This is a genomic window from Streptomyces sp. NBC_00075 (assembly GCF_045041225.1).
Lineage (GTDB): Bacteria > Actinomycetota > Actinomycetes > Streptomycetales > Streptomycetaceae > Streptomyces > Streptomyces adonidis.
This window is the reverse complement of record NZ_CP108243.1, coordinates 9,907,349-9,921,829: the sequence shown is the minus strand read 5'-3', so window position 1 is coordinate 9,921,829 and position 14,481 is coordinate 9,907,349. Positions and strand designations below refer to the sequence as shown.

The 14,481-nt window shown below is 72.4% G+C and carries 10 protein-coding genes; 6 read left to right on the top strand and 4 right to left on the bottom strand.

The window, feature by feature from the left end; translation table 11 throughout:
* Positions 1-431: 431 nt before the first annotated feature.
* From OG787_RS43410 to OG787_RS43395, 4 genes are all read right to left on the bottom strand, one after another.
* Positions 432-1,556, bottom strand: a complete 1,125-nt coding sequence (locus OG787_RS43410; RefSeq protein WP_405538969.1) for a ricin-type beta-trefoil lectin domain protein — start codon at positions 1,554-1,556, stop codon at positions 432-434.
* 526 nt (positions 1,557-2,082) lie between these two features.
* Positions 2,083-3,003, bottom strand: a complete 921-nt coding sequence (locus tag OG787_RS43405) for a sugar kinase (RefSeq protein ID WP_405540758.1) — start codon at positions 3,001-3,003, stop codon at positions 2,083-2,085.
* A 50-nt stretch (positions 3,004-3,053) separates the two neighbouring features.
* Positions 3,054-3,389, bottom strand: a complete 336-nt coding sequence (locus OG787_RS43400; RefSeq protein ID WP_405538968.1) for a hypothetical protein — start codon at positions 3,387-3,389, stop codon at positions 3,054-3,056.
* A complete protein-coding gene (locus OG787_RS43395; RefSeq protein WP_405538967.1) occupies positions 3,386-4,006 on the bottom strand; it encodes a bifunctional 4-hydroxy-2-oxoglutarate aldolase/2-dehydro-3-deoxy-phosphogluconate aldolase in 621 nt (206 codons plus the stop codon). The genes OG787_RS43400 and OG787_RS43395 overlap by 4 nt, the downstream gene beginning before the upstream one ends.
* A 238-nt stretch (positions 4,007-4,244) precedes the next feature.
* Between OG787_RS43395 and OG787_RS43390 the strand changes: the two genes are divergently transcribed.
* From OG787_RS43390 to OG787_RS43365, 6 genes are all read left to right on the top strand, one after another.
* Positions 4,245-5,180 carry a metal ABC transporter solute-binding protein, Zn/Mn family gene (locus OG787_RS43390; protein WP_369030090.1) on the top strand — a complete coding sequence of 312 codons (936 nt, stop codon included), beginning with the start codon at positions 4,245-4,247 and terminating at the stop codon, positions 5,178-5,180.
* Complete coding sequence (locus tag OG787_RS43385; RefSeq protein WP_405538966.1) at positions 5,177-6,031, top strand: metal ABC transporter ATP-binding protein; 855 nt, start codon at positions 5,177-5,179, stop codon at positions 6,029-6,031. The genes OG787_RS43390 and OG787_RS43385 overlap by 4 nt, the downstream gene beginning before the upstream one ends.
* Complete coding sequence (locus tag OG787_RS43380) at positions 6,028-6,909, top strand: metal ABC transporter permease (RefSeq protein WP_369030091.1); 882 nt, start codon at positions 6,028-6,030, stop codon at positions 6,907-6,909. The genes OG787_RS43385 and OG787_RS43380 overlap by 4 nt, the downstream gene beginning before the upstream one ends.
* Before the next feature lie 144 nt (positions 6,910-7,053).
* Positions 7,054-8,616 carry an acyl-CoA carboxylase subunit beta gene (locus OG787_RS43375; protein ID WP_405540757.1) on the top strand — a complete coding sequence of 521 codons (1,563 nt, stop codon included), beginning with the start codon at positions 7,054-7,056 and terminating at the stop codon, positions 8,614-8,616.
* A 125-nt stretch (positions 8,617-8,741) separates the two neighbouring features.
* Complete coding sequence (locus OG787_RS43370; RefSeq protein WP_369030093.1) at positions 8,742-10,499, top strand: fatty acyl-AMP ligase; 1,758 nt, start codon at positions 8,742-8,744, stop codon at positions 10,497-10,499.
* Positions 10,496-14,461: a beta-ketoacyl synthase N-terminal-like domain-containing protein gene (locus tag OG787_RS43365; RefSeq protein WP_405538965.1), complete on the top strand. Its 3,966-nt coding sequence runs from the start codon at positions 10,496-10,498 to the stop codon at positions 14,459-14,461. Before OG787_RS43370 ends, OG787_RS43365 begins: the two co-directional genes overlap by 4 nt.
* The last annotated feature ends 20 nt before the right edge of the window (positions 14,462-14,481 follow it).

Genomic DNA, 14,481 nt, shown 5'->3' with positions numbered 1-14,481 from the left:
GCAGGGGCCGGCTTCTTCCAGGGGCCTGGCGGGAGGGGGGTCTGCCCGGGAAGACTCCTGGGCAGACGCCCTTCGCGTGTACGGCGTCGTCCATCGCGGCGTCGATCACCTGAGGGCCTCCGTCGGCGAGCTGGTGATGCGTCAGCGAGGTGCGGCCCGAGGAAACGGGACCCGGCAGCGCGCGACCGACAGCACCGAGCACACCGGACGCGACGGGCCTGCTCGCCGCAGCCCTCATCTGCCGGCAGATGCCGACCCCTTGGCAGACCCAGCCGTACGGGGTCGTCGACCACGGAGTCGTGAGCGCACGCGAACTGCTGTGCAGGGAGGCCGAGTTGACCCCCAAGACCCGCTGCCGCCGCCTGCCCGACACCCTCGTCGTGGAGCTGACCGGCGAGAAGCGCAAGCCCTGGGGTTCAGCGGACGGGCCCTCAGCCGGTGCTCCATTTCTGGTTGTCCCCGCCGGTGCAGCTCCACAGTTGCAGTTCCGAGCCGTTGCCGGTCCCCTGGTCGGTGACGTCGACGCACTTGTCGGCCTGGATGTTGACCAGGTCGTGCGCGGCGTTGAGCCGGAACCGCTGGGCCCCGGTGCCGTTGCAGGTGACGAGCTTGATCCACGCGCCGTCCTCCCGTGAACCGCCGTCCACGTCCATGCACTTGCCCAGGGCGCGGACGGTCCCGTCCGACGAGAACTGCCACTGCTGGCGGGCGGCGCCCGTGCAGTCCCAGATCTGTAGGCGGGTGTGGTCCGTCGAACTGCCTCCGCTCACGTCGATGCAGCGGTCCGAGGAGTGGCTCCGGATCAGCACGCCCTCGACCACGTCGGTGTCGGCGTCTCCGGAGTCGACAGCCGTCGCGGATTCCCCGGGCGAACTCCCGGTCTGCGCCCCGCCGTTCTCGGTGTCGCCCTTCGACGTGGGCGTCGTATCGCCGGTGTTGTCGCCCGATGCCGGTGAACTGCCGCCCGGGGTCGGCTGCCCGCCGGGACTCTCCGTGACGTTCGTGGCGTTGGCTTCCAGCGCGGAGGATCCACCTGACGGCGAGGCGGAGCCAGGTGCGGCCGGGTTCTCCCCGCTGTCCGGGACCGTGTCCGATCCGGTACCGGCCGCCGCCGGACGCCCCTTGCTGTCATCGCCGCCGCTCACGAGGAACACGGAGCCGACCAGCAGGACGCCGACGCCGGTGCCGACGGCAGCCGCCAGCAGCATCTTGCGGTACCGCACGAGGAGCGGCACGGACCGGCTCGGAGCGGCTGTGACATCGGCGCGGTGGTCAGCCGTGTCCCCGGTACGGATACCGGGCGCCGCGGTGCCCGGCGTGGTCCCGGTGAGTGCCGCGAACTCGGCCGCCGCCGCGGACATGGGCGGCGGGGGCACGGACTCGGGGTCAGGCACAGCCTCGGGTTCGGAGGTGGCAGCGGACCCCAGCGCCGCAGCCGCCTCGGCGATCGCCGAGGGACCCCTCGACCGGCGTGGCAGAGGCAGTGACGCGGCGTCGGTCCGGTCGGGCCGGGCCGTGGCGGCCTCCGCCGTCGGATCCTCGGAGGAGGCCGTCATGTCGTCCTTCCGGTACTGGAGTTGGTGGATTCCCGCGCGGCCGGTACGTCTTCGAGGTGTCGAAGACGTCGTGGTCGTGCGCGGTGGCCTGTGATGGTGCGCGATGGCCTCGGGCGGGCGCCGGCGATCGGCCGTCCACGTACCCGGGGGCGATGTACCCGAAGGCGATTCTGTCGTGTTCACGACCGCCGAGGCAAAGGGCGACACGCGGTGTTCGTCCGGTACCGAAGCTCGCGGAGTTTGGCGCACAGACAGTCGGCGTCGGCGCGGCAGAGCCGTTCGAGGATGTGCAGGGCCGCGGTCCACTCGGTGTGCGCCAACTGCGGGCGCCCCGCGCTGACATGGGTGTCGCCGAGCTGGCCCAGATGTCCGCCTCCGTAGTCGTGGCCGGGCTCCTGAACCGGCCTGCTACCGAACTATGCAGACGGGTCTTGGAACGGACTTGGAACGCGGGAGCCACGAGCTGAGACGGGGGCGCCCGACTTCGCCGCAGGCATGCCCATCAGCCCACCGGCGATCTCCCGGTTCAGCGAATGGTCGTACCCTCCGCCGCGTCCAACAAGCCGAGTTCGTCCCGCGTAGGCAGGCCCTCCCAGTCGCCCCGGGTCGCGACGGCGAAGGCCGCGGTGGTGACGGCCCGGTGCAGGCGGGCCGGGATGTCCGCGCCGTCGAGGAGCCCGGACAGGTACCCCGCCACGAAGGCGTCGCCCGCGCCGACCAGGTCCACGGCGTCGACCTGTCGTGCCGCACGGTCGGTCGCCACTTCGGCGGTGAAGCTGGTCGCGCCGCGTGCGCCGCGCTTGACGACCACCTCGTCGACACCTGCGGCCAGGATGCTGTGCACGGCCTCGGATTCGCCCGCGCCGAGCCGTTCCTGCACGAGCGGCAGCTCGTCCTCGGAGGCGATGAGCAGGTCGGTGTGGGGCAACAGTGGCCGCAGGGCCGTGCGGGCTCGGTCGGGGGTCCACAGGCGGGAGCGGTAGTTGACGTCGAGGCATACGGTGATGCCGGCGTCGCGAGCCGCCATGGCCGCGGCGAGCGTGGCCTCGGCCGCCGCCGGACCGAGCGCCGGTGTGATGCCGGTGAGGTGCAGGACGCGGGATCCGGGGGCCAGCGCCGGAAGTACGTCGGCCGGTGAGACCGCCGAACCCGCCGAACCCGCGCGGTAGTAGCTGACGCGCGTGAGGGTGCCCAGGCGGGGTTCGGTCAGCAGCAGGCCCGTCGGCCGGCCGGAGTCGTCGACGACCGCGTGGCCGGTGTCGATGCCCTCGGCGCGCAGCGTACGCAGTATCAGCGCGCCGAGTTCGTCCGCGCCGACCCGCCCGGCCCAGCGCACCCGGTGCCCGAGCCGGGCAAGCCCGATCGCGACGTTGGACTCGGCTCCCGCGACCGACAGACCGAGGTTCCCGCCGAGCCGAAGCGCGCCCTGGGCCCGCAGCGCCGCCATGGTCTCACCGAAGGTCACCACGTCCGGTGGGGAGTGGGTACCCGGGGCCGTCACAGCCCTTCCTCCGCCGCCACCTTGCCGAGCCGCAGCGCCGCCATCGTCTCGCCGATGACCACCGCATCCGGCGGGGGCTCAACAACCGGAGTCGTCACGGCGCCTCCCCCTGCCGCCACCTTGCCCAGCCGCAGCACGTCCTCGGCCCGCAGCGCCGCCATCGTCTCACCGAAGGCCACCACATCCGGCGGGGACTGGTTGACCGGAGTCATCACGGCGCCTCCCCTTGCCGCCACCTTGCCGAGCCGCAGCGCGCCCTGAGCCCGCAGCACCGCCACCGTCTCGCCGAAGGCCACCGCATCCGGCGGTGAGTAAGGACCCGAGGGCGTCACAGCGACTCCCCCGCCGCCACCTCGCGGAACACCGCCGCCCGGGCCCGGAGTTGCCCCAGATCCCCGCCGTCGGCCGCGTCCCCGACGAGCGGTGAGCCGACGCCAACGGCGATGGCTCCCCGGTCCAGGTACTCACGGGCGGCCCGTGCGTCCACTCCGCCGACCGGCACGAAGGGCACCTCGGGGAAGGGGTCGCGCAGGGCCCGTAGGTAGGCGGGGCCGCCCAGTGCCCCGGGGAAGAGCTTGATCGCGGCGGCGCCCCGGGCGAGGGCGGCCTCGACCTCGGTCGGTGTCAGGGCACCCATCAGCACGGGGACGCCGTACGGCTCAAGACCATCGACCAGCGCCGGGGTGACCAGGTACGACGCGCCGGCGTCCACCGCGCGGGCGGCGTCCGCGGCCGAGCGTACGGTCCCGGCGCCGAGGAGTGCGTCGGGGCCCAGCTCGGTGCGCGCCTGCCGGATGACGGTCAGGGCGTCGGCGGTGGTCAGGGAGACCTCGACGGCCGCGATGCCCTCCTCGGCGAGCGTGCGCACGGTGCGCAGGGCAGCGACGGGATCCTTGCCTCGTACGATCGCCAGCAGGCGGTGGGCCCGGAGCGATTCCACCAGGTTCATGGGAGCGCGCTCTCCTTCTGCTTCCTACTTCTACTTCTGCTTGGGGCGCCTGCCTGCCTCTCGCGACATCGTCATGATCTTCTCCCGAGCGACGTGGGGCGCGTCAAGGGTTGGCAATGGTTTCCATATCGATCGGAATCGGCCATGTTCTTGACATTCATTTCCATCTACCGTGGCGCATGCCGGTCCGTCGCGTGCCGACCGGGCCCCCTGTGCATGCTGCTCTCGTGGAGGATCCATGTCCCCGTCCCCGTCCCGGCGTCTCGCCCTGATCACCGGCGCCTCGCTGGCCCTTCTCGCGGGGTGCGGCAGTTCGTCGGACTCCGGCGGTGACGGAAGCGGTGGGCAGGAACCGGTCGCCTCGTCGAAGGTCGCCGTGGTCGCCTCCACCAACGTGTACGGCGACATCGTCGAGCAGATAGGCGGCGCGAAGGTCGACGTCACGTCGATCATCAGCGACCCCGACCAGGACCCGCATTCCTACGAGGCCAACACCCAGAACCAGCTGGCGCTGTCCAAGGCCAAGCTCGTCGTCGAGAACGGCGGCGGCTACGACGACTTCGTGGACCGCATGCTGAAGAGCAGCAGCGCTTCCGCCGAGGTCGTCAACGCCGTCAAGGTCTCCGGGAAGACCGCCCCGAAGGGCGGTGAGCTGAACGAGCACGTCTGGTACGACTTTCCGACCGTCGCGAAGATCGCCGACCGAATAGCCACCGCCCTCGGCAAGGCCGACACCGCCGACGCCGCCCTCTTCACCAAGAACGCCGAGGCCTTCAAGACGAAGCTCACGGCGCTGGAGGCGAAGGAGGCCCAGATCAAGAAGGAGCACGCGGGCGAGGGCATCGCCATCACCGAGCCCGTGCCGCTGTACCTCACCACCGCCAGCGGTCTCGTCAACAAGACGCCCGAGGCGTTCAGCGAGGCCATCGAGGAGGGCGACGACGTCTCCCCCCGGGTGCTTCAGGCCACGCTGGCGGTGTTCTCCGACAAGCAGGTCGCGGCGCTCGTCTACAACGAGCAGACCTCCGGCCCGCAGACCGAGAAGTCCAAGGCCGCGGCCAAGGCGGCCGGCATTCCCGTCGTACCGGTGACCGAGACCCTGCCCGCCGGCAAGGACTACCTCGGCTGGATGACCTCCAACGTCGACGCGCTCGCGAGCGCGCTCGCCAAGTGAGCCGGTCCGCCCCGGAGGCGGTGATCAGCCTGCGCGGCGCCGAACTGTCGTACGGCGCGCGCGTGGTGTGGCAGGGCCTCGACCTGGACGTACGGCCGGGTGAGTTCCTGGCCGTGCTCGGGCCGAACGGCTCGGGCAAGACCAGTTTCGTACGGGCCCTGCTGGGCCGGCAGCCCCTGTCAGCGGGGACTCTGACCGTCCTCGGCGGCCCCGCTCGCGAGGCCGGCCGTCATCTCGGGTACGTCCCCCAGCAGGCGGAACTGTCCGCGCAGGCCATGCTGCGCGCCCGCGATCTCGTGCGCTTCGGCATCGACGGGCACCGTTTCGGACCCCGGCCGCGCACCGGCGCCGTCCGCCACCGGGTTGACGAGATCCTCGCCTCGGTCGGAGCGTCGGCGTACGCCGATGTCCCCCTCGGCATGCTGTCCGGCGGCGAACGTCAGCGCGTCCGGATCGGGCAGGCCCTGGCGACCGACCCGCGCATCCTGCTCTGCGACGAGCCCCTGCTCTCCCTCGACCTGAACCACCAGCGGGCCGTCACCGAACTGGTGGACGCCCGCCGCCGCTCCCACGGCACGTCCGTGGTCTTCGTGACCCACGAGATCAACCCGGTCCTCGGCCTGGTCGACCGCGTGCTGTACCTCGCGCCGGGCGCTCACCGGGTCGGAACCCCGGAGGAGGTCCTGACCTCGGAGTCGCTGTCCCAGCTGTACGGCACCCGGGTCGACGTCCTCCGCGTCCAGGGCCGGGTCGTGGTCGTCGGCGCCCCCGACGGACCGGCCGCACCACCCCATCACGCACATGAGAACGCACACCAGACCGTGCCCGAGACCGAGGAAGTACGCCGATGACGCTCGCCGAGGGGGTCTGGCACCAGATCTTCAGCTTCGAGAACTACGGCGAGCTGCTGGCCCTGGTCCGCAACTCCCTCATCGCGGGTGCCGCGCTCGGCCTCGTCGGCGGGCTGGCCGGGGTCTTCGTGATCATGCGCGACCTGCCGTTCGCGGTGCACGGCATCAGCGAGCTGTCCTTCGCGGGCGCCTCGGCGGCACTGCTGCTGGGCACGAACATCGTGGCGGGCTCGATCGTGGGGTCGCTCGTCGCGGCCGGTGCGATCGGGGTGCTGGGGGCGCGGGCCCGGGACCGCAACTCGGCGATCGGCATCCTCATGCCGTTCGGACTCGGGCTCGGCGTGCTCTTCCTCGCCCTCTACAAGGGCCGCGCGGCCAACAAGTTCGGCCTGCTCACCGGGCAGATCGTCGCCGTCGACACCCCGCAGATGACCTGGCTCCTGGGCACCTCCGCCCTGGTTCTGGTCGCCCTGGCCGTCATCTGGCGGCCGTTGACCTTCGCGAGCGCCGACCCGGACGTCGCCGCGGCCCGTGGTGTGCCGGTGCGCGGCCTGTCCTTCGTCTTCATGATCGTGCTCGGGCTGACCGTCGCCCTGTCGGTCCAGGTCGTCGGAGCGCTGCTGGTCCTGACCCTGGTCGTGACACCCGCCGCGGCCGCCGCCCGCGTCACCGCGTCCCCGGTGCTGCTGCCACTGCTCAGTGTCGTGTTCGCCGTGCTGTCCATCGAGGGCGGCATCCTGCTGGCCCTGGGCAGTTCCATCCCCATCAGCCCGTACGTCACCACGATCTCGTTCGGCATCTACGCCCTGTGCCGCCTCGCGGGCGCCTGGCGCACCCGGCGCTGGGGAGACCGGAGGCCGGTCCCGCAGCCCGCCTGACACACAGCAGCCGCACAGCACCCACACTTGTCACTCACGGACGAACCTCGGTCCCGCAGGACTCACCTCCCGCACACAGAACGGTGATTGGCCCGGTCCGCTCCTCCGGCGCTGCCATATTCGAAAGCCACTTCGGAGGTGGCTGTGACGCTAGAGGCGACAACATCCTGGGCGACGCACGTGCCCGACCGCACCGCCGACCGCATCACCGTTCTGGAGAGCCGTCGGGCGCGGGCGCTGACGGAGGGCGGCCCGAGAAGACGCGGGGAGTACGGCGCCCGCGAGCGGATCGACCTGCTGCTGGACGAGGGCTCGTTCACCGAGACCGGGCAGTTCGTACGGGCGAGGGCCACCGTCGACGGCGGCCCTCGCCCGTACGGGGACGGCGTGGTCACCGGACACGGCACGGTCGACGGCCGTCCCGTCTGTGTGTTCGCGCAGGACTCCACGGTGTTCGGCGGGAGCATGGGTGAGGCCTTCGGGGAGAAGACGATCGCCCTGATGGACCTCGCGATGAAGACCGGCTGCCCGGTGATCGGCCTCAACGACGGCGGCGGCGCCCGTATCCAGGAGGGCGTCACGTCGCTCGCCCTCTACGCCGAGCTGGTCCGCCGCAACGTCCAGGCGTCCGGGGTCATCCCCCAGCTCTCGGTCGTTCTCGGCCCGTGTGCGGGCGGGGCCGCGTACTCGCCCGCCATCACCGACTTCACCGTGATGGTCGACGGCGCCTCGCACATGTTCGTCACCGGGCCCGACGTCATCGAGGCGGTCACCGGGGAGCGCACCAGCGCGGAGGATCTGGGCGGCGCCCGCACCAGCAACTCCGTCAACGGCAACGCCCACTTCCTCGCCGCCGACGAGGTCGAGGCCCTCGACACCGTACGGGACCTGCTGTCGTACCTGCCCGCCAACAACCTGGAGCGGCCCCCGCAGTACACGCCCGCGGCGCCGCCCGCCGACGTGTGTCTCGACGAGGTCGTACCGGACCGGCTCGGGCAGGCCTACGACATGCGGGACATCCTGCGCGCCGTCGTCGACGGGGGTGAACTGCTGGAGATCCAGGAGCTGTTCGCGCCGAACATCATCTGCGCGCTGGCCCTCGTCGAGGGTTCCTCGGTCGGTGTCGTCGCCAACCAGCCACTCCACGCGGCCGGTGTGCTCGACATCGACGCCTCCGAGAAGGCCGCGCGCTTCGTGCGGTTCTGCGACGCGTTCGGCATTCCGCTGCTGACCTTCGCCGATGTCCCCGGCTATCTGTCCGGCGTCCGTCAGGAGCAGGCCGGGATCATCCGGCGCGGCGCCAAACTCCTGTACGCGTACGCCGAGGCGACCGTCCCGAAGGTGACGGTGGTGGTGCGCAAGGCGTACGGCGGCGGGTACGCGGTCATGGGCTCCAAGCACCTCGGCGCCGACATCAACCTCGCCTGGCCCACCGCCCGGATCGCCGTCATGGGCGCCGAGGGCGCGGTGGGCATCCTCCACCGGCGCGAACTGGCCGCCGCCGCCGACCCGGAGACCCTGCGCGCCAGTCTCGTCGCCGCGTACGAGAGCACGCACGGCACGCCCTATCTGGCCGCCGAACGCGGGTACGTCGACGCGGTGATCGCCCCGCGCGACACCCGCACGCACATCGTCCGCGCCCTGCGCGCACTGCGCGGAAAGCGCGCCCCGATGCCGACGCGCAGACACGGCAACATCCCCCTCTGACCCCTCTGACCCCACTGCCCCCACTGCCCCCTCTGGTCTCTCTGGCCTCTCTGAGACGTCTGAGCCGCCCAAGTACTCGTGAAGTCGTGAGTCCCGCCGTTCCGCGATGTGAGGAGCCATGCCCGATGGACAGCCGCCGCCCCCCGCTCGCCCCCGCCCACCGGAGTCTGCCGGAGTACGTACGCCACTGGGCCGAAACCACCCCCGACCGCCGGGCGTTCACCTTCGTCGACCATCCCGCCCCGCACTCGCGCGGCGTCCACCGCACCCTGACCTGGCGCCAACTGGATCTGCGAGTACGGAAGTTGGCCGCCCGCCTCGCCGAGGAGGCCGAGCCCGGATCCCGGGTCGCGCTGCTGTGCCCGCAGGGGACGGACTACGTCACCGCGTTCCTGGCGGCACTCACGGCCGGACTGGTCGCCGTTCCGCTGTATCCGCCGGGCCTGCCCGGACACGGCGACCGGCTCGCGACCGTACTGGGGGACGCGAGTCCGGCGATCGTGGTGACGACCGGTCACCTCCTCGACGAGGTACGGGACTTCTGCGCCCGCGTCCTCCCGGTGCGGCTCATCGCGGTCGACCAAGTGCCCGACACCGCCGGGGACTTGCTGTCGGTCACCCCGCACGACGACGCGGTCGCCTACCTCCAGTACACGTCCGGGTCGACCCGGTCTCCTGCGGGCGTGGAGATCACTCACGGCAATGTCGTCGCCAACGCCCGTCAGGCGCTGGCCGCTTACGGTGTGGACGACCGTTCGGTGACCTGTGTGGGCTGGCTGCCCCTGTACCACGACATGGGGCTCGTCCTGAGTGTCGCCGCCCCTGTCGTACGAGGTCTGCTGTCGGTACTCATGGATCCGGCCGCGTTCCTCCACGAACCGGTGCGCTGGCTGCGGCTGCTCGCCGCGCATCCGCGTGCGCTGAGCGCGGCGCCCAACTTCGCCTACGACTACTGCACTTCGACCGTCACCGAGGCCCAGAGATCAGGACTGCGGCTGGACGGTGTCGCCGCGCTGATCAACGGCAGCGAACCGGTCCGCCCCGGCACCGCCGACCGCTTCCACGCGGCCTTCGCCGCCCAGGGGTTGGCGTCGGACGTCCACTGTCCGTCGTACGGGCTCGCCGAGGCCACCGTCTTCGTCAGCGCGGGCAGACCCGGGGAGCCGCTGCGCCGGTTCGCGCTCGACCGCGACGCCCTCGCCACCGGGAAGGCGTTGCCCGCGCGGGCCGACGATCCCAGAGCCGTGACGCTGGCCGGCTGCGGGACTCCGGCGGGCCAGCGGGTACGGATCGCCGATCCCGTGTCCCGTGCCCGGTTGTCCGAGGGAGAGGTCGGCGAGATCTGGGTGCAGGGGCCCAACGTGGGGCGTGGCTACCGGAATCGGGAGCAGCAGAGCCGGCGCGTGTTCGGCGCCGAGTTCGCCGAGCCGACCGACGACTCGGCCGGTACCGGCCACTGGCTGCGCACCGGCGACCTCGGGACCTTCCTGGACGGGCAGTTGATCGTCACCGGGCGGCTGAAGGACCTGATCGTCGTCGACGGCCGCAACCACTATCCGCAGGACGTGGAGGCCACGGTCCAGGACGCGGACCCGGCCGTGCGGCGCGACCGGCTCGCCGCGTTCGGGGTGGCGGGTGACGCGGGCGAGCGGGTGGTCGTCGTGGCCGAGCGGGTACGGAGTACCAGCTTCGCAGAGATCGACGTACCGGGACTGGTGCGTGCCGTGCGCGCGGCCGTCTCGGCACGGCACGGGTTGCGGCTCGCGGACGTCCTCCTCGTACCGCCGGGCGCGATTCCGCGTACGTCCAGCGGCAAGGTGGCCCGCGCGCTGACGCGGCAGCGCTATCTGGAAGGTGCCTACGGGCAGGAGGCGGCGGGATGAGCGGCGGTGTCGACGAGGGCCGGTTGCGTCGGCTGGTCGCCGAGCGGGTGGCCGCGTGGAGCGGTACCGCGGCCGAGGACGTGCCCATGGACCGGCCGCTGGCGGACCTCGGCATGTCCTCGCGGGACGCGGTCGTGCTGGCCGGGGAGCTGTCGCGGGCGACGGGTCGTGAGCTGGCGGCGACGCTGCTGTGGGAGGCGCCCACCGGGGATGCCCTGGTGGCGTACTTGTGCCGCGCGGAGACGGGGACGAGGACAGGGGTCGCTCAGGCTTCTGCCCCGGCGACGGCCGACGAGCCCGTCGCGGTCATCGGGGTCGGCTGCCGGCTGCCCGGGGGTGTGCACGGGCCGGGCGACTACTGGCGGCTGCTTGCCGAGGGCGTCGACGCCGTGCGCCGGGTTCCCGAGGACCGGTGGCGCGACTTCGGCGCGTTTCCGCCCTCCGACGCGCCCCTGTACGGCGGTTACCTCGACGACATCGCCGGGTTCGACGCGGACTTCTTCCGCATCACCCCGCGCGAGGCCGCGGTGATGGACCCGCAGCAGCGGATCCTCCTGGAGGTCGTCCACGAGGCCCTCGACCACGCCTCTGTCCCGGCCGGCTCCCTCGCGGGTACCGCCACCGGTGTCTTCGTCGGTGTCTCCGCCGCCGAGTACGGCTCGCTCACCGGCGCCGACCCGGCGGCCGTCGATCCCTGGGCACCGGCGGGCGGCGCGTTGAGCGTGACGGCGGGGCGGCTGGCGTACGTGCTGGACACCCGGGGGCCGAGCATGGCCGTCGACACCGCCTGTTCGTCGTCCTTGGTCGCCGTGCACCACGCCTGTGTCAGCCTCCGCACCGGCGAGAGCGACACGGCGGTCGCCGCCGGGGTCAACCTGCTCCTCTCCCCTACCGTCGGCGTGGCGTTCCAGCGGGCCGGTGCCCTCGCGCCGGACGGGCGGTGCAAGCCGTTCTCGGCGGCTGCCGACGGCATCGGACGCGGCGAGGGCTGCGCGGCCGTGCTGCTGAAGCGGCTCTCCGACGCCGAACGGGACGGCGATCGCGTCCTCGCCGTCATCCGTGCCACGGCCGTCAACTCCGACGGCCGCTCCAACGGCCTCCTGGCGCCCAACCCCGCTGCCCAGCAAGCCCTGTTGACCACTGTCTACGCCCGGTCCGGGCTCTCCCCGGCGCACATCGACCACGTCGAGGCGCACGGCACCGGTACGCGGCTCGGCGACCCGATCGAGGCAGGCGCGCTCGGTGCCGCACTCGGTACGGGCCGCGACCCCGACCAGCCGCTGCTGCTCGGCTCCGTCAAGGGCAACCTCGCCCATCTGGAGGCCGCCGCAGGCATCGCCGGGCTGGTGAAAACGGTCCTCGCGCTGCACCACGACGTCATCCCACCCTCCCTGCACTGCGCGGACGGGAGCGCCCTGGACGACGAACGGCTGCGGGTGGTCACCGAGTGCGAGCCGTGGCCGCGTTACGGCGGTGCGGCCACCGCCGGGGTGTCCGGCTTCGGGTTCGGCGGCACCAACGCCCATGCGGTACTGGAGGAATGGCGGCCCGAGATCCTCCCGCCGCCCCGGGAGGAGGCCCCGAACACTCGCCTCCATCTCCTCTCCGACGTCGACACCGTTCGGCTCCGCGACACGGCGTCCCGGCTCGCCGACTGGCTCCGGACGCCCGAGGGCGGCGCCGCCCACCCCGCCGACGTGGCACGCACGCTCGCCGGGCGAGGAGGGCGGGGGCCGGTACGCGCGGCGATCGCCGCCCGCGACCGCGCCGAACTCGCGGACGGGCTGGGCGCGTTGACGCAGGGGCTCCCTCATCCACGGCTCGTGACGGACACGCGGAACCTCGCCGGGCGCGGGCCGGTGTGGGTCTTCTCCGGGTACGGAAGTCAGTGGCCCGGCATGGGACGCCGACTGCTCGCCGAGGAGCCCGCCTTCGCCGCCGCCGTGGAGAAGCTCGACGCGCAGATCGCCCCGGAGTGCGGGCTTTCCTTGTACGACCAGCTGGCGTCCGGCGGCGACCTCGACCGGCTCGAAGTCGCCCAACCCGTGTTGTTCGGGCTCCAGTTGGCGCTGGCCGAGCTGTGGCGCTCGTACGGTGTCGAGCCCGTCGCCGTCATCGGCCATTCCGTGGGCGAGGTGGCCGCCGCGGTGTGCGCGGGCGCGCTTGACGTGTCCGAGGCCGCCCGGGTGGTCGCCGTACGGGCCCGGCTGCTCAGCGGGCTGCGCGGCGGCGCCATGGCTGTCGTCGACCTCGACGACGGTGAACTCGACGTCCTGGAACGGGACTTCCCCGGTGTCTGCGTCGCCGTGCACTCCTCGCCCGGACAGAAGGTCGTCACCGGGGAGGAGGCCGCGGTGGCGCGGTTGGTGCGGAGGCTGGAGCAGCAAGGGCGGACCGCTCGCGCCCTGCGTGTCGTCGGCGCGGGACACTCGCCCCAAGTCGACCCACTGCTAGCGGAGTTGGCCGACTCACTCACAGACATGCCGGGCGGCCGACCCCGTGTCCCCGTCTACTCCACCGTCCTGGACGACCCGCGCGGCGACTCCCTCTTCGACGCCGCCCACTGGGCCGCGAACCTGAGACGGCCCGTGCGCCTGGACCGTGCCGTCGCTGCGGCCCACGCCGACGGTCACACCGCCTTCGTCGAGATCTCGCCCCACCCGGTTCTGACCAGGGCGATCACCGACACCGCGCCCGGCGCGCTCGCCATCGGGACCCTGCGCCGCGACGCCGACACCTCCGCCGAGTTCCTGGCCCAGGTGGGTGCCCTGTACTGCGCGGGCGGGCGGCTGCCATTGCCACCAGGCCATGTCATCGACCTGCCCGCACCGCGTTGGCGGCACGTCCGGCACTGGTGGACGGACGGCAGACGTGCGACACCCGCCGCCAAGGAGGCGGACGTACCGGACACGTCCGCCGCCGGACGGCTGCGGCACCACATCGCCGCCGTCACCGGCCACCCGGCGACCCGTATCACGCCCGCCACCGCGCTGGCGGACCTCGGCCTGGACTCCCTGATGGCGGTCCGAATCCGCACCGCCCTGGAAGGCGAGTTCGGGATCGAACTGCCCCTGCGCGACCTGCTCGGCGCCGCCACCGTCGAGGCCATGGCCGAGCGCTTCCAACAGGCGCTCCGCACAAGCGAGTTGGCGGCCCCTCTGCGCACCCTGCGCGCCACCGCCTCCGGTGCCCCGCTCTTCCTCGTCCACGCCGCCGGCGGTACGACCGACGTCTACCGGACGCTCGTCGAACGGCTCGGCGAGGAACGGCCCGTGTACGGTCTGGACCGGCTCCCGGACGCCCGTACGGTGATCGAGAAGGCGCGCAGTTACGCCGACGCCGTCACCGCCGCTCACCCCAACGGGCCGTATCTGCTTGCCGGTTGGTCCTTCGGCGGTTTCGTCGCCCAGGAGACCGCACGGCAACTCGCCGCCGCCGGGCGGGAGGTCGGGCTCGTGGCGCTCCTCGACTCCGTACGGCCGCTCCCCCGGCCCGGTGACACCCCGGCCGACCGGATCCGCGCCCACTTCACGGGCTTCGCCCGTCATGTCGCCGACGCGTACGGGGTCCAACTGGAGCTGCCGTACGACGAGTTGCTGGCGATGGACGACGACGGTGAGCGCATCGACACCGTGCTGCGGGCCCTGCGCGAGGTCGCCGACGTACCGCCCGCCGCCCTGGAGCACCAGCGCTCCTCCTATCTGGACCTGAGGATCGGCGAGGCGCACGAACCCGGGCCCTACGACGGGCGGGTGGTGCTGTACCGGGCCACCGAGCCCGCTCCGCACACCGTGCGCGACCCGGCGTACGAGCGGGACGACGAGGCGCTCGGCTGGGACGAGGTGTGCCCGCGCCTGACGGTCGTACCGGTAGCGGGGCACCATCTGTCGCTGCTCGACCCGCCGTACGTCGACGAGATCGTCGCCCATCTGCGGCGCGCGCTCGACGAGCACAGCCGCTGAACCGGACCACGAGGAGCCGC